18 protein-coding genes are annotated in these 17,217 nt (G+C 67.6%); 12 read left to right on the top strand and 6 right to left on the bottom strand.

Translation table 11 applies throughout. From position 1 onward, the window contains the following. The first annotated feature begins 14 nt into the window (after positions 1 to 14). From JQ639_RS03345 to JQ639_RS03330, 4 genes are all read left to right on the top strand, one after another. Positions 15 to 1,043: a branched-chain amino acid ABC transporter permease gene (locus JQ639_RS03345; RefSeq protein WP_211969414.1), complete on the top strand. Its 1,029-nt coding sequence runs from the start codon at positions 15 to 17 to the stop codon at positions 1,041 to 1,043. Then, on the top strand, positions 1,040 to 1,783 hold the full coding sequence (locus JQ639_RS03340) for an ABC transporter ATP-binding protein (RefSeq protein ID WP_211969415.1): 744 nt from the start codon (positions 1,040 to 1,042) through the stop codon (positions 1,781 to 1,783). The genes JQ639_RS03345 and JQ639_RS03340 overlap by 4 nt, the downstream gene beginning before the upstream one ends. A 77-nt stretch (positions 1,784 to 1,860) precedes the next feature. Further along, positions 1,861 to 2,565 carry an ABC transporter ATP-binding protein gene (locus tag JQ639_RS03335; RefSeq protein WP_211969416.1) on the top strand — a complete coding sequence of 235 codons (705 nt, stop codon included), beginning with the start codon at positions 1,861 to 1,863 and terminating at the stop codon, positions 2,563 to 2,565. Between the two features lie 507 nt (positions 2,566 to 3,072). Beyond that, positions 3,073 to 3,564 carry a P-loop nucleotide/nucleoside kinase family protein gene (locus tag JQ639_RS03330; protein WP_211969417.1) on the top strand — a complete coding sequence of 164 codons (492 nt, stop codon included), beginning with the start codon at positions 3,073 to 3,075 and terminating at the stop codon, positions 3,562 to 3,564. 240 nt (positions 3,565 to 3,804) lie between these two features. Here JQ639_RS03330 and JQ639_RS03325 read toward each other — a convergent pair whose 3' ends face one another. Genes JQ639_RS03325 through JQ639_RS03315 form a run of 3 tightly spaced genes read right to left on the bottom strand, consistent with a single transcriptional unit; the run spans position 3,805 to position 6,720 of the window. Continuing rightward, positions 3,805 to 4,698 (bottom strand): aldo/keto reductase, encoded by an 894-nt coding sequence (locus JQ639_RS03325; protein ID WP_211969418.1) that lies wholly within the window; start codon positions 4,696 to 4,698, stop codon positions 3,805 to 3,807. A 1-nt stretch (position 4,699) separates the two neighbouring features. Next, positions 4,700 to 5,989: an NTP/NDP exchange transporter gene (locus tag JQ639_RS03320; RefSeq protein ID WP_211969419.1), complete on the bottom strand. Its 1,290-nt coding sequence runs from the start codon at positions 5,987 to 5,989 to the stop codon at positions 4,700 to 4,702. Next, positions 5,986 to 6,720: an NADPH-dependent F420 reductase gene (locus JQ639_RS03315; RefSeq protein WP_211969420.1), complete on the bottom strand. Its 735-nt coding sequence runs from the start codon at positions 6,718 to 6,720 to the stop codon at positions 5,986 to 5,988. The genes JQ639_RS03320 and JQ639_RS03315 overlap by 4 nt, the downstream gene beginning before the upstream one ends. A 373-nt stretch (positions 6,721 to 7,093) precedes the next feature. Between JQ639_RS03315 and pqqA the strand changes: the two genes are divergently transcribed. The 5 genes from pqqA (at position 7,094) to pqqE (ending at position 10,600) form a co-directional block, all read left to right on the top strand. Further along, positions 7,094 to 7,174, top strand: a complete 81-nt coding sequence (gene pqqA, locus JQ639_RS03310; protein WP_211969533.1) for a pyrroloquinoline quinone precursor peptide PqqA — start codon at positions 7,094 to 7,096, stop codon at positions 7,172 to 7,174. Positions 7,175 to 7,393: 219 nt separating this feature from the next. Continuing rightward, positions 7,394 to 8,320: a pyrroloquinoline quinone biosynthesis protein PqqB gene (gene pqqB, locus JQ639_RS03305; RefSeq protein ID WP_211969421.1), complete on the top strand. Its 927-nt coding sequence runs from the start codon at positions 7,394 to 7,396 to the stop codon at positions 8,318 to 8,320. After that, positions 8,317 to 9,081: a pyrroloquinoline-quinone synthase PqqC gene (pqqC, locus tag JQ639_RS03300; protein ID WP_211969422.1), complete on the top strand. Its 765-nt coding sequence runs from the start codon at positions 8,317 to 8,319 to the stop codon at positions 9,079 to 9,081. Before pqqB ends, pqqC begins: the two co-directional genes overlap by 4 nt. Beyond that, positions 9,081 to 9,392, top strand: a complete 312-nt coding sequence (pqqD, locus tag JQ639_RS03295) for a pyrroloquinoline quinone biosynthesis peptide chaperone PqqD (RefSeq protein WP_211969423.1) — start codon at positions 9,081 to 9,083, stop codon at positions 9,390 to 9,392. The genes pqqC and pqqD overlap by 1 nt, the downstream gene beginning before the upstream one ends. Further along, entirely contained in the window at positions 9,389 to 10,600 is a 1,212-nt protein-coding gene (gene pqqE, locus JQ639_RS03290) for a pyrroloquinoline quinone biosynthesis protein PqqE (RefSeq protein WP_211969424.1), read from the top strand. Before pqqD ends, pqqE begins: the two co-directional genes overlap by 4 nt. Before the next feature lie 224 nt (positions 10,601 to 10,824). Here the strand turns inward: pqqE and JQ639_RS03285 are convergent, their stop codons facing one another. Then, the gene (locus JQ639_RS03285; protein ID WP_211969425.1) at positions 10,825 to 11,652 is read right to left on the bottom strand and encodes an aldo/keto reductase; all 828 of its coding nucleotides are present in this window, start codon (positions 11,650 to 11,652) and stop codon (positions 10,825 to 10,827) included. Between the two features lie 178 nt (positions 11,653 to 11,830). On the opposite strand from JQ639_RS03285, the gene JQ639_RS03280 reads away from it, so the two are divergent. Next, positions 11,831 to 12,730 carry a LysR family transcriptional regulator gene (locus tag JQ639_RS03280; protein WP_211969426.1) on the top strand — a complete coding sequence of 300 codons (900 nt, stop codon included), beginning with the start codon at positions 11,831 to 11,833 and terminating at the stop codon, positions 12,728 to 12,730. Positions 12,731 to 12,772: 42 nt separating this feature from the next. On the opposite strand, the gene JQ639_RS03275 is transcribed toward JQ639_RS03280, so the two are convergent. Next, entirely contained in the window at positions 12,773 to 13,804 is a 1,032-nt protein-coding gene (locus tag JQ639_RS03275) for an aldo/keto reductase (protein ID WP_211969427.1), read from the bottom strand. An 88-nt stretch (positions 13,805 to 13,892) separates the two neighbouring features. Next, positions 13,893 to 14,573: a GntR family transcriptional regulator gene (locus JQ639_RS03270; protein ID WP_211969428.1), complete on the bottom strand. Its 681-nt coding sequence runs from the start codon at positions 14,571 to 14,573 to the stop codon at positions 13,893 to 13,895. Positions 14,574 to 14,776: 203 nt separating this feature from the next. Between JQ639_RS03270 and JQ639_RS03265 the strand changes: the two genes are divergently transcribed. Then, on the top strand, positions 14,777 to 16,024 hold the full coding sequence (locus tag JQ639_RS03265; RefSeq protein WP_211969429.1) for an FAD binding domain-containing protein: 1,248 nt from the start codon (positions 14,777 to 14,779) through the stop codon (positions 16,022 to 16,024). After that, complete coding sequence (locus tag JQ639_RS03260; RefSeq protein ID WP_211969430.1) at positions 16,021 to 17,205, top strand: M24 family metallopeptidase; 1,185 nt, start codon at positions 16,021 to 16,023, stop codon at positions 17,203 to 17,205. Before JQ639_RS03265 ends, JQ639_RS03260 begins: the two co-directional genes overlap by 4 nt. Positions 17,206 to 17,217 lie beyond the last annotated feature (12 nt).

Genomic DNA, 17,217 nt, shown 5'->3' with positions numbered 1-17,217 from the left:
ACATGGTTGAGCCGATGTCCGAACAGACCCTTGTCGCGGCGCTCCCTGCCGCTCCCCGCCGGCCGTTCGCCGATCTCGCCGCCATCGCGGTGCTGATCGTGCTCTTGGCCCTCGTGCCGCTGGCCGCGTCCTGGCTCGGCAACCCGTTCCTGATCAAGATCGGCACCCGGATCGTGGTGTTTTCGATCGCCGCTGTCGCGCTCAACCTGGTGCTCGGTTTCGGCGGTCTGGTCAGCCTGCTGCATGCCGGCCTGTTCGGCATCGGCGGCTATGTCGTCGGCATCATGGCGTTCCATGCCGATGCCGGCGATCTGTTCCTCGGCGTGTTGCCTGGCTCCGGCGAACTCGCGCTGGTGCTGCCGCTGGCGATGCTGGTGTCGGCGGGCGCGGCCGCGCTGATGGGGGTGATCTCGCTGCGCACCAGCGGCTCCTACTTCATCATGATTACGCTCGCCTTCAACCAGATGCTGTTCTACTTCTTCATCGCGCTGCAGCAGTACGGCGGCGAGGACGGCCTGCAGATCACCACGGACCTGACGCTGTTCGGCCGCGCGGCGACGGGCCGAGTGCCGTTCTACTATGGCTGTCTCGTGGTGCTTGCGATCGTGCTGGTCGTGCTGCAGCGCCTGATCGACAGCCGCTTTGGCATCGTGCTGCGCGCAGCCGCCCAGAACGAGCGACGGCTGACCGCGCTCGGCATTCCGCCGCTGCGTTACAAGCTCGCCGCCTTCGCGCTGTCCGGCGCCATCGCCGGGCTTGCCGGCGCGCTGCTCGCCTCCGGCCAGCAGTTCATCAGCCCCGCCGATATGTCGTGGGTGCGCTCCGGCGACCTCGTCGTGATGTGCGTGCTCGGCGGCATGGCGGTGGTCTGGGGACCCGTGATCGGCGCCGCTGCGTTCCTGGTTCTGGAGATCGTGCTGTCAGGCTGGTCGGTGCATTGGCAGCTCGCCTTCGGCTTGTTCATCATCGCGGTGGTGGTGACGCTGCGCGGCGGTCTCGTCGATCTGCTGCGGCTCGTGACCGGACAGAGGAGCGCACGATGACTGAGCCGCTGCTGCAGGTGAAGGGGCTCGTCAAGCGCTTTGGCGGGCTCGTTGCCACCAACAACCTTGATCTCGACGTTCAGCCGGGTGAAACCCTGGCGCTGATCGGACCGAACGGCGCCGGCAAGACCTCGCTGATCTCCCAGCTCCAGGGCGACCTGACGCCGGACGAAGGCACGATCCGTTTCGGCGGCCGCGACATCACCGCCGAGCCGGCGCATCGCCGCGCCCGTATCGGTCTCGCGCGCTCGTTCCAGATCACGTCGGTGTTCCCGGAGTTCTCTCTGCTCGGCAATGTCGCTGTGGCCATCCAGGCCCGCATCGGCCACAGCTTCCGCTTCTGGCGCAGCGTCCACCACGATCCGGCGCTGACCGCGCCTGCGCGCGCGGCGCTCGACGTCGTCGGTCTGTCGCAGCCCGAGCGCCGCGCCGCCGATGTCTCCCATGGCGAACGCCGCCAGCTCGAGCTCGCCATGGCGCTGGCGATGCAGCCGCGCCTGCTGCTGCTCGACGAGCCGATGGCAGGCATGGGCCGCGAGGATAGCGCGCGCATGACCCGCCTGCTGTCGAACCTCAAGCGCGACTACGCGATCCTCTTGGTCGAGCACGACATGAACGCGGTGTTTGCGCTTGCCGACCGTGTCACCGTGCTGGTCGCGGGACAGGCGATCGCCAGCGGCAGCGCCGACACCGTGCGGGCGGACCCGCGGGTGCGGGCCGCCTATCTCGGCAAGAAGTAGAGCGTCTTCGAGTGAAACGGGCACCGGTCCACGTCACGTGAAGACAACGCGTCAAGACAAGAAGGTAGAGCGCGCCAATGCTGCTTGAGGTTTCCAATCTCACCGCCGCCTACGGTTCGAGCCAGGTGCTGTTCGGCATGTCCTTTGCCATCGGTCCGGGCGAGGTCGTGACGCTGCTCGGCCGCAACGGCATGGGCAAGACCACGACCGTGCGCACGCTGTCCGGCCTGCTGCCGATCCGCTCCGGCGACATTCGTCTCGCCGGCGAGGCCATCGGCCGGCTGCCGCCGCATCGCATCGCGCGGCTTGGTCTTGGCCTTGTGCCCGAGGGGCGGCACATCTTCCCGAACCTCACGGTGCGCGAGAACCTGCTGATGGCGGCCGCCAACCCGCTGCGGGCCGCCGATCCCTGGACCATGGACAAGGTGATCGAGTTCTTCCCGCGGCTCGGCGCGCGGCTGACCAACGGCGGCAACCAGCTGTCGGGCGGCGAGCAGCAGATGCTGGCGATCGGCCGGGCGCTGATGACCAATCCGAACCTTCTGGTGCTCGACGAGGCGACCGAAGGGCTCGCGCCGGTGATCCGCGAGGAGATCTGGGCCCGCCTCAAGGCGCTCAAGGGACAGGGCCTTGCGATGCTGATCATCGACAAGGAGGTCGATGCCCTCGGCGAGTTCGCCGACCGCCACTACGCCATCGAGAAGGGCGAGGTGATCTGGAGCGGCGACAATGCCGCGCTGCTCGCCGACGACAGCATTCGCGCCAAGTTCTTGGGGATTTGACGAGGGCTCTGCGCCAGGCAGGTGATGCGCATCCTGACATTCTGCGTCATCACCGCCCTACGACAGCTCCCCGTAGCGCGTCGCTCGGATGAGCGAAGCGATATCCGGGATGTGCGGTGCTCGGTCGCCCGGGTGTCGCAGCGCTCACCCGGGTGACGTTCCAAGGATTGTTTCAGGTCTTGCAGTATCCCATCCCCTCATGGTGAGGAGGCGCGCTAGCGCCGTCTCGAACGATGAGGCCCGTGCGTTACGGGCCTCGGCCTCATCCTTCGAGACGCCCGCTACGCGGGCTCCTCAGGACGAGGAGAGAGGGAGGATCGCTGCGCGACGTTCGCGACGACTGGACGCCGGCATCTCCATCTGGCACATTCTCCCCATGACCTTCGTCGTTCACCACGCAGGGACCGCGCTCCGCGGTCGAATTAACCACCCGGCCTGATCCGTCGGGCCGGGTCCGTTCGCCCCTGTGTGTTCACGGCGCCGCGTGCGCCTCATAAGGTCTGTTCCATGTTTCCCCATGATACGGTGCTGCACCTGCTGTGCGGCAAGATCGCTGCCGGCAAATCGACGCTGGCTGTCGAACTCGGGGCTCAGCCCCATACGGTGACTGTCGCCGAAGACGACTGGCTGTCCGGCCTCTATCCCGGCGAGATTCGCACCGTTGCTGACTACGGCCGCTGTTCGGCGCGGCTGCGCGGCGTGATGGCGCCGCATCTCGCGGCGCTGCTGCGGGCGGGGCTGTCAGTGGTGCTCGACTTCCCGGCGAACACGCCGGCGAACCGCGCATGGATGCGCGGGATCGTCGAAGAGGCCGGTGTCGGGCATCGACTGCACTATCTCGATGTGCCGGACGAGGTCTGCCGGGCGCGGCTGCGCGAGCGGAATGCGAGAGGCGACCATGCTTACACCGTGACCGATGCGGAGTTCGATATCATCACCAGCCATTTCGTCGCGCCGTCGCATGATGAGGGCTTCACTATCATGATCCACCGCCCGTAGCGGTCCGTAGCCCGGATGCGCGCAGCGATATCCGCGATATGCAGTGCCCGGTCACCGGCGACAGGTCGACGAGGTGCCGACGACATCGTCTTCGCCGCGCCGTATCCCATCCCCTCATGGTGAGGAGGCGCGCCAGCGCCGTCTCGAACCATGAGGCCCGTGTGTTACAGGCCTCGGCCTCATCCTTCGAGATGCACGCTACGCGGGCTCCTCAGGATGAGGAGAAGGGTCTTGCTCGCGCTATAGCCCATCCACGAACGCCGCCATCTGCTTGCGTTGCGCCGTATCGGGCAGCGGCCCACGCATCGCGCCGGCGTTGTCGGTCATGTGGGCGGCGTCGCCGGTGCCGGGAATGACCGCGGTGACGCGCGGATCGCCGATGAGATATTTCAGGAAGAACTGTGCCCAGCTTGCCGCGAACGGTTTCGCCCAGTCGGGCAGTTCCTTGCCATGGACGGCGCGGAACAGGCGGCCGCGGCCGAACGGCAGCGCGGTAAGCACGCCTGCGCCAGTCTCGGCGGCGATCGGCAGCACCCGGCTTTCGGCCTCGCGATTGTCGATGGAGTAATCGACCTGCACGAACTCCGGCTTCTCGCGCCGGAGTACCGCCTCGATCGCCGGCAGGTCGCCGCGGAAGGTCGAGGTGATGCCGATATGACGGCACAATCCCTGGGCTTTCCATTCCCTGAACTGCGCCAGCGACTGCAGCGGGTCGTGGACATTGTGGAGCTGCAGCAGGTCGAGCTGGCTGACCTTCAGGCGGGTCAGCGAGCGTTTGAGCTCGTCGGCGTCCGGCGCTTCGACCTTGCTGGCGATGAACAGCTTGTTGCGGAGTCCGGCGGCCGCGATGATCTCGCCGAACACCGTCTCGGCAAGGCCGTAGGTCGAAGCCGTGTCGATCAGGCGGCCGCCGGCGGCGACCAGCGCCCGTGTCACAGCATCGGCTTTCTGCCGCGTTGCCTCGTCGTTGCTGTTGAAGAGGACGGCGGTGCCGAGGCCGACAGCGGGCAGCTGCCTGCTGTCGCCGGGGACGGCCCGGGTGATCAGGGGCGCGGCATCCTGCGCCCGCGCCGATGCGGCGATTGGCAGGGCGGCAGCGGCGGCGATGAAGTCGCGGCGAGTGAAGCCGGGCATGTCAGCCTCCTTCGGTGACGGCAACGGGGACATCGGCGCGCTTCTCCTGGGTGCGGCCGAGCGCCAGCGACAGCCACATCCAGATGGCGACCACCGGCAGCGCACACAACGCGATGGCGCCGAGCTTGAGCCCGAGGCCCTGCAGCACGTCGTAAACCCAGCCGTAGAGGGCGTCCGAGCCGCGGTAGACCACGACGTCGATCAGGTTCTTGGCCTTGTACTTCTCGGCGCGGCCGACGACGGTGAAGAACACCTGCCGCGCGGGATTGGCGACGGCGAAGTTCATCCAGCGCTGCACCACCTGCAGCGTGATCACGGCCGGCAGGCTCGGCGCCACGGCGATCACGGCGAAGCCGACGACATACACCGCCGGCAAGGCCGCGGCGGCGATGCCGGTGCCGAACCGTCTGAGCACAGCGCCGGTGGCGAACAGCTGCGTCGCGAGACTGAGCAGGCCGACCGCGAGATCGATGGTCGCGAACAACTGGGTCTGGGCGTTGCGGTCGTGGATCGTGGCGGCGACGATGTTGGCCTGGGCGAAGTAGGCGATGGTGGCGCCGAACGACAGCAGGCTGACCCAGGCGCCGACGCCGAGCAGGTAGGGCGAGCGGATCAGCTCTGGAAGTGCCGCAAAAGCGCTGCCGCCGATGCGTTCGGTGGCGACCGCGCTGGCGTCCAATGTTGCCGTCGCGGCCTGCTCCAGCCGGGTGACGCAGAACACTGCAATCTCCAGGAACAGCGCGGCGGCGAGCAGCAGGTTGACGGCGCCGAGCGGCCTGGCCAGCGCGATGGTAATCGCCGGGCCGAGCAGCGCGCCCGCGGTGCCGCCAGCGCCAATGAAGCCGAACAGCCGCTTGCCCTGTTCGGCGGTGAACAGGTCGGCCATGAACGACCAGAACACCGCCACTGCGAACAGGTTGAATACGCTGACCCAGACGAAGAACACCCGCGCCACGATCACTTCGGCGACGCCGAAGGCGAGCAGCGCCCAGAAGATCAGCAGGTTCGCGACGAAGACGTGGTAGACGATCGGGATGAAGCGACGGCGCGGCAGCCGCGCCACCAGCCAGCCATAGAGCGGCTGCGCCACCAGGAGGGTGACAAAGGTCGCGGTGAACAGCCATGGCAGGTTCCGCACGCCGCCGGCGATACCCATCTGGTCGCGCAATGGCCGCAGCACGTAATAGCCGGCGAGCAGCGCGAAGAAATAGGCGAACGACCACAGCGCCGCGGCGCGTTCCTGCGGCGTCGCGGGCATAGCGCGCCACAGCCGGTCCTGCACAGAACTCATGGAGCGAGCGACAGCTTCTGCCGCAGTTCGGCGGCGCTGACGCTCTGGCCGTATCCCGGGCCGCCACGCTGGAAGCGGCGGGCATCGGCAAGCTTGCCGACCACCACCGGGTCGAATCCGGCGTCGCGCACGAGGCCGGCCGTGGTTTCGACCGCCGCGGTGTCGTCGCCGGCGATCGGGATCGCAAGCCGTGGATCGGCGCGATGCGCCTCGCGCGCGAAGATCGTGTAGGACATGGTGTTGAAGGCACGCACCACCCGAACGCCCGGGAAATACTTCTGGGTCGTCGCACCGATGCCGTCGCGCTCGACTTCCTCGGCGATCGCGCCGTCGCGGCTCGCCACCGCATTGTCGGCGTCGATCAGCACCTTGCCGGCGAGCGCCTGGCTGGTGTCACGGCCGATCTGCGGCACGGCGCCGTAAGGCACCGCGATGAAGGCGACGTCGCCGAACGCCACCGCCTGATCGACGCTGCCGGCCTCAGCCAGCGCGCCAAGGCCGGCAACGAGATCCTTGAGCTCTTCGGGATGGCGCGATGAGAACATCACCGGGTGGCCGGCCTTGACCCACAACCCGCCGATGGTGCTGCCGATATGGCCTGAGCCGATCACGCCGATCTTGAGCGGCGCATTCTGCGCGACCGTGGCGAAGGGCCGCAGCGCGGACGCTGCGGTGAGACTGGCGCCGGCCGCGAGCAAGATGCGCCGGCTGAAGCGGGCTGGAGGCAACATGTCATTGGACATTGGCGTCGGCCTGGTGAGGGGATGGATGGGGTCGCCGCAACACGGATGACGCCAGACTGTCACACATTGGTGGCACAGACCCGCGGCTCGCACAGAGTTGATGGTCTGTGTCGGGATATGTCGCCATGACGGAAGGGCGTTGTTGCGATGCGATGGATGGCGTCCGGAATAAGCGCTCGCGTAACGTGAGCATCCGCACTGGCTGCCGGGATCGTTTTTTTTGCGGTGCAGCGAGAGTGGAACGGGTGGGGGACGCGGCCCGCAACCAACTTCCGGACCGGACGTTTCCGTTATAAGCTGATGGCGCGGCCGGTCGGCCGCCTCGTCCGGAAGACCTTCATCGCAAGCTCTGGAGACTGCAATGGCCTGGAAAAAACCAACAATCGTCGAAGTGCCCGTCGGCCTTGAGATCAACATGTACGCGTGTGCCGTGCGCAAGTAGGCGCTTCGCAGGCAATCGTTTCCCGTTCGCGGGATCTTCTGGAGAGGTGGACGCAGGTCCGCGCAGGCGTGGCCCGTCGATTCGGCGGCGACGCGGCGTGAGGCAGGCGACACCTCTTTCGGCTTTGTGGGTTTCCCGTTTTGTGGGCTGTGTCGTGATCCGCTAATTCCGTGAGGCGGGCGGCGTGGCTTGTTCTCTTGGCGAGTGCCAGATCGCACCATGCTTCGTGTCATTGTTCTCGGTGCGGCGGCGGGCGGCGGGGTGCCGCAGTGGAATTGCGGCTGTGCGGTTTGCCGCGCCGCGCGCGTTGACCGTTCGCTTCAGGCGACGCAGACGTCCATCGCCGTCAGCGTCGATGACCACAACTGGTTTCTGGTCAACGCGGCGCCGGACCTGCGCCAGCAAGTCACGTCGACGCCACGGCTGCATCCGCGGGCCGGCCAGCTGCGCCATAGCCCGATCGCCGGTGTCGTCCTGACCAACGGCGAGGTCGATGCCGTCGCGGGTCTGTTGTCGTTGCGCGAGGGGGCGCCGTTCACGCTCTACGCCCATGAGCGGGTGCTGGCGATCCTGCGTGCCAACAGCATCTTCAATGTGCTGAACGCCGAACGGGTGCCGCGCGTGCCGATGGTGCTCGACGTCCCGTTCGAGCCCGTCTTGCCGGACGGCACGCCGTCGGGGCTCGAGATTCTGCCCTTTGTCGTTGCCGGCAAGGAGGCCTGGTATCTCGAAGGGCAGGTGCATCCGGCCGGTGACGACGGCGACGGTGACACCATCGGCCTGCGCATCGCCGACCGTCGCGGTGGCGGTGCGCTGTTTCTGATCGCGGCCTGTGCCCGCATCACGCCGGAACTGACCCGGCGGCTTGCAGGAGCGGCGGTGGTGTTCTTTGATGGCACGCTGTGGCGTGACGACGAGATGATCACGCAGGGACTGAGCACCAAGACGGGAGCGGGCATGGGCCATGTCGCGATGTCGGGAGACGCCGGTGCGATCGCCGGACTTGCCGACGTCGCCATCGGCCGGCGTATCTTCCTGCATGTCAACAATTCGAACCCGGCGTTGCTGCCGGCATCGTCCGAACGTGCGGCGACGCTGAAGGCGGGCTGGGAGTTCGCCCATGATGGAATGGAGATCGTGCTGTGAGCATTGCCACCGCGTCCGCGCTCAGGAGCGGCGTTTCGCTGCGCTCGGCCGACGAGCTTGAACAGCGGCTGCGCGAGATCGGCGCGACGCGCTATCACAGCCTGCATCCGTTTCATGGCCTGCTGCACGGCGGCAAGCTCAACAAGGGTCAGGTACAGGCCTGGGCGCTGAACCGCTACTACTATCAGAGCAGCATACCCATCAAGGATGCGGTGGTGATCTCGCGCTTCCGCGACCGCGACATCCGCGTCGAATGGCGCCATCGCCTGCAGGATCACGACGGCGATGTCGGCAGCGAGGGCGGCATCGAGCGCTGGCTGAAGCTCACCGAGGGGCTTGGCCTCGACAGCGCGTATGTCGAGTCCGGGCAGGGCATTTTGCCGGCGACGCGCTTTGCGGTCGATGCCTATGTCCACTTCGTCCGCGACCGCAGCCCGCTCGAGGCGATCGCGTCGTCGCTGACCGAGCTGTTCGCGCCCAACCTGCATGAAGAGCGCATCTCCGGCATGCTGTCGCACTACGACTTCGTCAATCCCGAGATCATGAGCTACTTCCGCCGCCGGCTCGAACAGGCGCCGCGCGACGCCAATTTCGCGCTCGATTACGTCAAGACCCATGCCGCTACGGAGGCCGAGCGCGTGGCGGTGTGCAACGCGCTGATCTTCAAGACCAACGTGCTGTGGGCGCAGCTCGATGCGCTGTACCACGCCTATGTCAACGGCCACATTCCGCCGGGCGCGTTCGTGCCGGAGGTGCACTGATGGCGCCGCGGCAACGCATGACGGTGGCGGAGGATAGCCGGCCGGTGCTGCCGCGCCACACCCGCCTGAAGTTCGACGAGACCCGCCAGCGCTGGGTCATCCTGGCGCCGGAGCGGGTGCTCGCTCCCGACGATATCGCGGTCGAGATCCTGCAATTGTGCGACGGCGAGCGCACCGTGGCCGGGATGGTCGATCTGCTCGCCGCCAGGTACGCCGCCGATCGTGCCGAGATCGCGGCCGACGTCATCGCCATGCTGGCCGACCTCGCCGAGAAGGGCTTTCTGGTCGAGGCGCGGAGTGCGCCGCCATGACCGGGCCGGCCGACACCGCGGGACGTGCGCCGCTCGTTGATCCCGGCGATGCGCTCGCCATCATGGAGACGGGCGCGTCGCCGGCACAGGCATTCGGTATCCCGCTCGCGGTGCTGGCCGAACTGACCCATCGCTGCCCGCTGCAATGTCCGTACTGCTCCAATCCCGTGGCGCTCGACCGCGGCGGCAGCGAGCTGACCACTGCGGAGTGGATGAAGGTGTTCGACGAGCTCGCCGCCATCGGCGTGCTGCAGGTGCATCTCTCCGGCGGCGAGCCGACCGCGCGGAGGGACCTGGTCGAGCTGGTACAGCATGCGACCGCGGTCGGGCTCTACACCAACCTGATCACCTCGGCGGTGCTGCTGACCAGGGACAAGCTCGCGGCGCTGGCCGACGCCGGGCTGTGCCATGTCCAGATCAGCTTCCAGGGCAGCGAGCCCCACGCCGCCGATCGCGTCGCCGGGCTGAAGAACGCGCATGCCCGCAAGCTGGAGGTCGCCGCCTGGGCGCGCGACCTCGATCTGCCGCTGACCGTCAACGCGGTGATGCACCGCCAGAATCTCGCCGATCTCCCCGATATCATCGCCATGGCGGTTGAACTCGGCGCCGACCGGCTCGAGGTCGCCAATGTCCAGTACTATGGCTGGGCGCTGAAGAACCGGGCCGCGCTGATGCCGACGCTGGAGCAGATCGAGACCGCGACGGCAGTGGTCGAGGAGGCTCAGGCACGGCTCAAGGGCGTCCTCGCCATCGACTATGTCGTGCCGGATTACTATGCGCTGCGACCGAAGAAGTGCATGGGCGGCTGGGGGCGGCAGTTCTTCAATATCTCGCCGGCCGGCAAGGTGCTGCCGTGCCATGCAGCGGAATCCATTACCGGGCTCGACTTCCTGTCGGTGCGCAGCAACCATTCGATCGCCTGGATCTGGCAGAACTCCGAAGCGTTCAACCGCTTCCGCGGCACGGCCTGGATGCCGGAGCCGTGCAGGAGCTGTAATTATCGCGAGATCGATTTTGGTGGCTGCCGCTGCCAGGCCTTCGCGCTGACCGGGGATGCCGGCGCCACCGATCCGGCGTGCGCGCTGTCGCCGCGTCATGAGGAGATTTTCAAGCTTGCGACGACCGAATCCGCAGGCGGCACCGACCGCTTCATCTACCGCAATTTCGCCGGCGGCACGCCGGAGCCGGTGGACGAGGCGGGCGGGTGAGCAAGCGCGAAGACGCGTTGACGCCTGACCGGCGATAGCGGATCACGTCGTGTTGCGTTTGCTGCAGACGATGGCGCTACCCACTTTCTCCGTCATGGCCGGGCTTGTCCCGGCCATCCACGTATTCCTTGTCGTGATGCAGTAAAGACGTGGATGCCCGCGACAAGCGCGGGCATGACGCGTTCTATTGGCAGATGTCGCGGGCCGACGCTGTATGGAGCCGTTCACGCCGCCGTATCCCACACCGGCGCGAAGGCCGGCCGGACGAAGCGCTGGTCCTTGGGCAGGCGTGCGATCACCTGGCGATCATGGTCATCGAGGGTGAGCTTCAGCGCGTCGAGGTTGGCCTGCTGGCTCTGCGGGCGTTGGGCCTTGGGAATGGCGGCGACGCCGTTCTGGTCGAGCAGCCATTTCAGCGCCACCTGCGCCGGCGTCGCGCCGTGCTTGTCGGCGATGGCTTGCAACTCGGGATAGTCGGCCAGGCGCCCCTGTGCCAGCGGCGCATAGGCGACGAGAGGGATCGACTTGCTCTGCAGATACGCCAGCACCGGCCCCTGATCGAGCAGCACATGGTACTCGATCTGGTTGCAGGCGATCGGCGCGCCGATCTCCTCGACGCTCTGGCGCAGCAGCGTCAGGTTGAAGTTGCAGACGCCGATGGCGCGCACGCGGCCGTCGTCGCGCAGCCTCTGCAGCGTCTCGAAGATCGCCGGCAGGTTCATGTCCCGCGCCGGCCAGTGCACGAGGTAGAGGTCGACATGATCGAGCCGCAGCTTGTGCAGACTGGCATCGAGCGCACTGCGGATGGCATCGGGCGTGAGGTGGTCATGCCACACCTTGGTGGTGACATGGAGATCGTCGCGCGGCACGCCGGATGTGGCGATGGCGGCGCCGACGGCGTCCTCGTTGCCATACATTTCCGCGGTGTCGATGTGGCGATAGCCGAGGGCGAGGCCGCTTTCAACGGCGGCGCGGCAGGTGTCGCCCTGCATGCGGAAGGTGCCGAGGCCGAGCCGCGGCAGGCGGATGCCCTGGGTGAGCAGATGGGTCATTCGGGGAGGCTCCGTGATTGGTCTTTCGCCGGATGAGGGGCATCCGGGCGACAGCAGGCACGACAGCCTGCCGCCGGAGAACGTTGGTCTTATGGCACCGGATGAACTTTGACTAAAGTGAGCTTATGTCACATCATTGATGATCAAATCGCATGAATTGGGGTCGAGGAATTCCGCGATGGCGTTCGACGGACGGCTGCTGAGCGGCGTCAGCGTGCTGACGGCGGTGGTGGAGGGCGGCAGCTTCGTGCAGGCTGCGGAAATCCTCGGCCTGTCCGCATCGGGGGTGAGCCGCGCGGTGGCGCGGCTCGAGGCGCGCATGGGCGTGCGGCTGCTCGACCGTACCACCCGCTCGATGCAGCTCACCGACGAAGGGCGACGGTTCTACGAGCAGGTCGGGCCGATGCTGGCCAACATCGAGGAGGCGGCGACGCTGGCCTCGGGCGCGGCCAGCGCGGTGCGCGGCCGGCTGCGCGTCGACATCGATCCGTTCTTCGCGCAGTTGCTGCTGACCGAGCGGATGGCGTCGTTCCTGGCGCGCTATCCGGAGCTGTCGCTGGAGCTCGTCACCCGCGAGCATGTCGGCGACCTGATCGCCGACGGCATTGATGTCGCCATACGGTTCGGCGAGCCATGGCGGTCGTCGGCGATCGCGCGCAAGCTGCTGGCGACACGGGTGCTGACGGTGGCCTCGCCCGGCTATCTGCGCCGATACGGCCGTCCGAAGCATCCGTCCGAATTGTCGCGGCACACCTGCATCCTGTTCCGCGATCCCGCCACCGGCCGTCCCTTCGCCTGGGAGTTTCACAAGGGGCGGAAGATCCTTCCGGTGACGACGCCGGTGCGCCTCGTGCTCAGCGATGTCGGCAGCATGCTCAGCGCCTGCGTCGCCGGCGTCGGCGTGGCGCAGGTGCTGGCGCTGTCGGCCCAACCGCTGCTCGACCGGCGCCAACTGGTCGAGCTGTTTCCGGAGTGGCGTGACGAGACGTTTCCGCTCTACGCGCTCTATCCCTCGCGCCACCAGCCGGCGGCGAAGGTGCGGGCTTTCATCGATTTCGCGCTGGAGGCCGTGCGCTGAGCCGGCGCGGAAGGGGCCGCGCCGCGCCCGGGCGTGGCGGGTTCAGCGCAGCGTCGGCGGCAGGCGGTCGCCGTGCTGGCGGTCGAGCATCCACTGCGGATACTCGCGGGCGAGGGCGCTCGCCTGGTCGAGTGTGGCGAGTTCCTCGGCCGACAGGGTGATGTCGGTGGCGGCGAGGTTGTCCTCGAGCTGCGGGATGGTCTTGGCGCCGATGATCACGCTCATCACCGCCTTCTGGTGCAGCAGCCACGCCAGGGCGATACGCGCCACGGACACGCCATGGGCGTCGGCGATTGGCCGCATCACGTCGACGATGTCGAAAGCGCGCTCCTTGTTGACCGGCGGGAAATCGAAGGTCAGGCGGCGGGCGTCGTTCGGCGTCGCCGATTGCCGGCCGAACTTGCCGGACAGCAGGCCGCCCGCCAGCGGGCTCCAGACCATCAGGCCGAGTTGCTGGTCCTGCAGCATCGGGATGATCTCGCGTTCGAGGTCGCGGCCGGCGATGGTGTAGTAGGCCTGCACGGTTTCGAAGCGGGCGTAGTTGTACTGCCGCGACAGGCCCAGCGCCTTCATGATCTGCCAGGCGGCCATGTTGGAGCAGCCGATGTAACGTACGAGGCCGCGCGACACCAGGTTGTCGAGCGCGCGCATCGTCTCCTCGATCGGCGTCACGAGGTCGGCGCCGTGCACCTGGTAGAGGTCGATATAGTCGAGGCCGAGGCGCTTCAGGCTGGCTTCGACGCCGTCCATGATGTGGCCGCGCGACAGGCCGACGGCGTTGGCGCCCGGGCCGGTGCGGCCACGCACCTTGGTGGCGATGATGACGTCCTCGCGCTTGACCTTGAGGTCGCGCAGGGCCTGGCCGACGATGCGCTCGGAATGCCCTTCGGAGTAGACGTCGGCGGTGTCGATGAAGTTGACGCCGGCGGCGAGCGCGCGCTCCACCAGTGCGTTGGCGCTGCCCTGGTCGACCTCGCCCATGGCTTTCCACCAGCCCTGGCCGCCAAAGGTCATGGTGCCGAAACACAGTTCGGAGACGTAGAGGCCGGTACGGCCGAGCGGGCGGTGCTTCATCGTTCTCTCCCTGGACATGCCGGCCATGGCGGCGCGGCGGTTTTGAAAAGACGATCGTCCGGAAGGCGGCCGTGGATGGGAGCGGCCGTCACCACCGGTGGCGGAGCAGTTCGTCGACCATTTGGGCGGTCTTCTCGAAATGCTCCTGGAGGAGGGCGGTTGCGGTGTCGGCGTCGCGGTCGATCGTCGCCTCGAAGATCAGGCGATGCTCGCTGCGAACGTCGCGCGGCATGTCGGGAACGCTGATCGACAGGCGGCGGTAACGGTTGGCGCGTGCCGACAGCTGGCTGCAGAATCCCAGCAGCACCCTCGACTGGCAGGCGGCGATCAGCGCCTCGTGAAAGGCTTCGTGGCGGCGCTCCCATTCCTCGTCGACTGCGGTCGGCAGGTCGGCGCGCTCGCGGTCCATGCGTGTCAGCAGGTGATGGGCGCCGACCAACTGGGCTTCCCAGTGTTCGTCGCCATGGGTGATCGACAGCCGCAGTGCTTCGGCTTCCAGGCGCTGGCGGTTGCGCAGGATGTCCCAGAGGTCGGCCTGTGACACCGGCGCGACGCGATAGCCGCGATGGCCCTCGAGTTCGGTGAAGCCCTCGGCGGTGAGGCGCGCGAGCGCCTCGCGCACGGGCGTGACGCTGGTGTCGGTCAGCTCCTGGAGATCGCTGAAACGCAGCTTCTGCCCCGGCTTCAGCTGGCCATTGTGCATCGCCTCGCGAATGCGGGCGTAGGCCTCGTCGGCCAGGGTGCGAGATACATCTCCGATTGCGATCATGAGGTAAATCTCGCAATATTTTGCCTCGAAAGCAATAGTTTCGAAAATCCTTGACGGAAACTCCGTCCTGCGTCTACGTTTCGGCAAAAGAAAATCGGAGGAAACGGTGCTGGCTTTCCGCCCATTCGCCTCGCTCGCTGCCGTGCCGGCTGTTGCGGCCCCACGCTGCTTGCGTGCTGCCGGCTTGCGCAGGTGCTGACGTGATGTCCGCCGCCCGCCGACCCAAGGCCTTGATCGCCGGCGGTTCGGTGGGCGGACTTTTCATTGGCAACATGCTGGTCCGGCAGGGCTGGGACGTCGACATCGTCGAGCGGGCCGCCGCCGGGCTTGCGGCACGCGGCGCCGGCATTGCGGGGCACGCCGAACTGACCGCCGTCCTTGATGCGATCGGCATCGATACGGCGCGTCCCGTCGGCATCGAGGTCAGCGGCCGCGTCGCCTTCGATCGCCATGGCAACGAGCGCGCGCGGTTCGACTATCCGCAATACCTGACGTCCTGGAGCCTGATCTTCAATCTGTTGCGCGCCGCGTTCCCGCCGGAGCGCTACCGCGTTGGCGTCGAGGTCCTCGACGTGGTGCCCGACGGCGCGCGCGCGGTGGCGCGGCTGTCGACCGGCGAGACCGTGACGGCGGATCTGGTCGTTGCTGCGGACGGCATGCGCTCGCGCATCCGTGGCGCGCTCGCGCCGGCCATCCAGCCGGTCTATGCGGGCTATGTCGCGTGGCGCGGCGTCATCGACGAGATGAAGTTGTCGCCGCGCTTTCTGGCCGAGACGTTCGAGCGCTACAGCTTCTGCTTCCCGCCCGGCGGGCAGTTCATCGGCTATCCGCTCGCCGGCGCGGACGGTTCGGTCGCGCGCGGCCGTCGTCGCTACAATTTCCTGTGGTACCGCCATGTTCCGGAAGGTGCCGCGCTGGACCGCCTGCTGACCGACGACAGCGGCCACCGGCACGACCACGGCATTCCGCCGCCGCTGATCCGCAGCACCGAGATCGCGCAGTTGCGCCGGGATGCCGGGCGCGATCTGCCGCCGTCCTTCGTCGAGGTGGTGCTGCGCGCCGACCAGTCGCTGCTCCAGCCGATCTACGATCTGGAGTCGCGGCAGATGGCGTTCGGCACCGTCGCGCTGGTGGGCGATGCCGCTTTCGTGTGCCGCCCTCATGTCGGCATCGGCGTTCTCAAGGCGGCGCAGGATGCGGCAGCGCTGGCGGCGGCGCTGCGTGAGGCCGGCTCCGTGACCGATGCGCTCCGCCAGTATGACGCAGCGCGCCGGCCGCCATGTGTCGAGGCGGTGGCGTTCGGCCGCCATCTCGGCGACTTTATCACCCGTGGTCTGCCTGACCCGGGGGCGGTCGGCCTGTCCTACGACGACATCATCCGCGACAGTGCGCGGCTGCCACGGGCCGAAGCGCTCCGCCGCCGCGTCATGGAGGAGGGGATCGCATCATGACCATGTCGCCCGTCGTCGCCCGCGCGCCCATTCCCTTCGATACCGCCCGGCTCGATGCGCTGCTCGATGCGGCTGATATCGACGTGCTCATCGCGACGTCTAAGCACAACGTGCAGTATCTCCTCGGCGGCTACCGCTTTTTCTTCTTCGACTACATGGATGCCATCGGCCTGAGCCGCTACCTGCCGGTGCTGGTCTATCCAAAGGGGCGGCCGGACGCCGCTGCCTATGTCGGCTACGGCCTCGAAAAGTACGAGAAGGAGCTCGGCCGGTTCTGGACGCCGGTGGCCGAGACCACCAGCCGCACCAGTGCCGGCGCGATGCAGGCCGCCGTTGCGCATCTGCGCGAGACGGGCCTGCCGGCGGGAGCGATCGGGATCGAGGCGCCGTTCCTGCCGCTCGATGCCGCGGACGTGCTGCGCGGGGCCTTCGGCGGCAGCCGCCTCGTCGAGGCCACCGTGCCGCTCGAACGGCTGCGCGCCCGCAAGACGGCCGCCGAGCTGACGCTGCTGCGCGAGGCCTCCGAGCGCGTCGTCGCATCGATGCAGGCGACCTTCGCCGCGGTGCGGCCGGGCATGACCAAGCATGAGATCGTGCGGCGCCTGCGCGAGGAGGAGGTTGGCCGCGGCCTTGTGTTCGAGTACTGCCTGATCACGGCGGGGCGCAGCCTCAACCGGGCGCCGTCGGACGTCAGGCTTGCGGCCGGCGACATCCTGTCGCTCGACTCCGGCGGCAATTACGGCGGCTACATCGGTGATCTCTGCCGCATGGGCATTCTCGGCCGTCCCGACGCCGAGCTCAGGGATCTGCTCGGCGAGGTCGACGCCATCCAGCAGGCGGCGCGCCGGCCGATCCGGGCGGGCGGCCGCGGCGGCGATGTCTTCGCCGCGGCGCAGGCCGCGCTCGATCGCGCATCGCATTGTGGCCATATCGATTTTCTCGCCCATGGCATGGGCCTCGTGAGCCACGAGGCGCCGCGTCTCACCAGCACCGGGCCGGTGCCGTATCCCGGATACGACGTGGACCGGCCGCTGGAGACCGGCATGGTGATCTCGATCGAGACGACGCTGCAGCATCCCGTGCGCGGCTTCATCAAGCTGGAGGACACGGTCGCCGTGACCGCCGACGGGTGCGAGGGATTTGGCGACACCGCGCGAGGCTGGAACGTGATCGCAGACTGACGACGACCGCTA

Origin of the sequence: Bradyrhizobium sp. U87765 SZCCT0048 (assembly GCF_018131225.1) — a bacterium.
In the GTDB taxonomy this organism is placed as follows: Bacteria; Pseudomonadota; Alphaproteobacteria; order Rhizobiales; family Xanthobacteraceae; genus Bradyrhizobium_A.
The sequence above is the reverse complement of the archived record's forward strand: the minus strand, read 5'-3'. Positions and strand labels throughout refer to the sequence as shown.

What these genes read in the sequence shown, in the direction of transcription:
- pqqA (WP_211969533.1), top strand. Translation starts at nt 7,094, where the DNA reads ATGGCCTGGAAAAAACCAACAATCGTCGAAGTGCCCGTCGGCCTTGAG.
- JQ639_RS03345 (WP_211969414.1), top strand. Translation starts at nt 15, where the DNA reads ATGTCCGAACAGACCCTTGTCGCGGCGCTCCCTGCCGCTCCCCGCCGG.
- JQ639_RS03340 (WP_211969415.1), top strand. Translation starts at nt 1,040, where the DNA reads ATGACTGAGCCGCTGCTGCAGGTGAAGGGGCTCGTCAAGCGCTTTGGC.
- JQ639_RS03335 (WP_211969416.1), top strand. Translation starts at nt 1,861, where the DNA reads ATGCTGCTTGAGGTTTCCAATCTCACCGCCGCCTACGGTTCGAGCCAG.
- JQ639_RS03260 (WP_211969430.1), top strand. Translation starts at nt 16,021, where the DNA reads ATGACCATGTCGCCCGTCGTCGCCCGCGCGCCCATTCCCTTCGATACC.
- JQ639_RS03320 (WP_211969419.1), bottom strand. Translation starts at nt 5,989, where the DNA reads ATGAGTTCTGTGCAGGACCGGCTGTGGCGCGCTATGCCCGCGACGCCG.
- JQ639_RS03270 (WP_211969428.1), bottom strand. Translation starts at nt 14,573, where the DNA reads ATGATCGCAATCGGAGATGTATCTCGCACCCTGGCCGACGAGGCCTAC.
- JQ639_RS03330 (WP_211969417.1), top strand. Translation starts at nt 3,073, where the DNA reads ATGTTTCCCCATGATACGGTGCTGCACCTGCTGTGCGGCAAGATCGCT.
- JQ639_RS03280 (WP_211969426.1), top strand. Translation starts at nt 11,831, where the DNA reads ATGGCGTTCGACGGACGGCTGCTGAGCGGCGTCAGCGTGCTGACGGCG.
- JQ639_RS03325 (WP_211969418.1), bottom strand. Translation starts at nt 4,698, where the DNA reads ATGCCCGGCTTCACTCGCCGCGACTTCATCGCCGCCGCTGCCGCCCTG.
- pqqE (WP_211969424.1), top strand. Translation starts at nt 9,389, where the DNA reads ATGACCGGGCCGGCCGACACCGCGGGACGTGCGCCGCTCGTTGATCCC.
- pqqB (WP_211969421.1), top strand. Translation starts at nt 7,394, where the DNA reads ATGCTTCGTGTCATTGTTCTCGGTGCGGCGGCGGGCGGCGGGGTGCCG.
- JQ639_RS03285 (WP_211969425.1), bottom strand. Translation starts at nt 11,652, where the DNA reads ATGACCCATCTGCTCACCCAGGGCATCCGCCTGCCGCGGCTCGGCCTC.
- pqqD (WP_211969423.1), top strand. Translation starts at nt 9,081, where the DNA reads ATGGCGCCGCGGCAACGCATGACGGTGGCGGAGGATAGCCGGCCGGTG.
- JQ639_RS03315 (WP_211969420.1), bottom strand. Translation starts at nt 6,720, where the DNA reads ATGTTGCCTCCAGCCCGCTTCAGCCGGCGCATCTTGCTCGCGGCCGGC.
- JQ639_RS03275 (WP_211969427.1), bottom strand. Translation starts at nt 13,804, where the DNA reads ATGAAGCACCGCCCGCTCGGCCGTACCGGCCTCTACGTCTCCGAACTG.
- JQ639_RS03265 (WP_211969429.1), top strand. Translation starts at nt 14,777, where the DNA reads ATGTCCGCCGCCCGCCGACCCAAGGCCTTGATCGCCGGCGGTTCGGTG.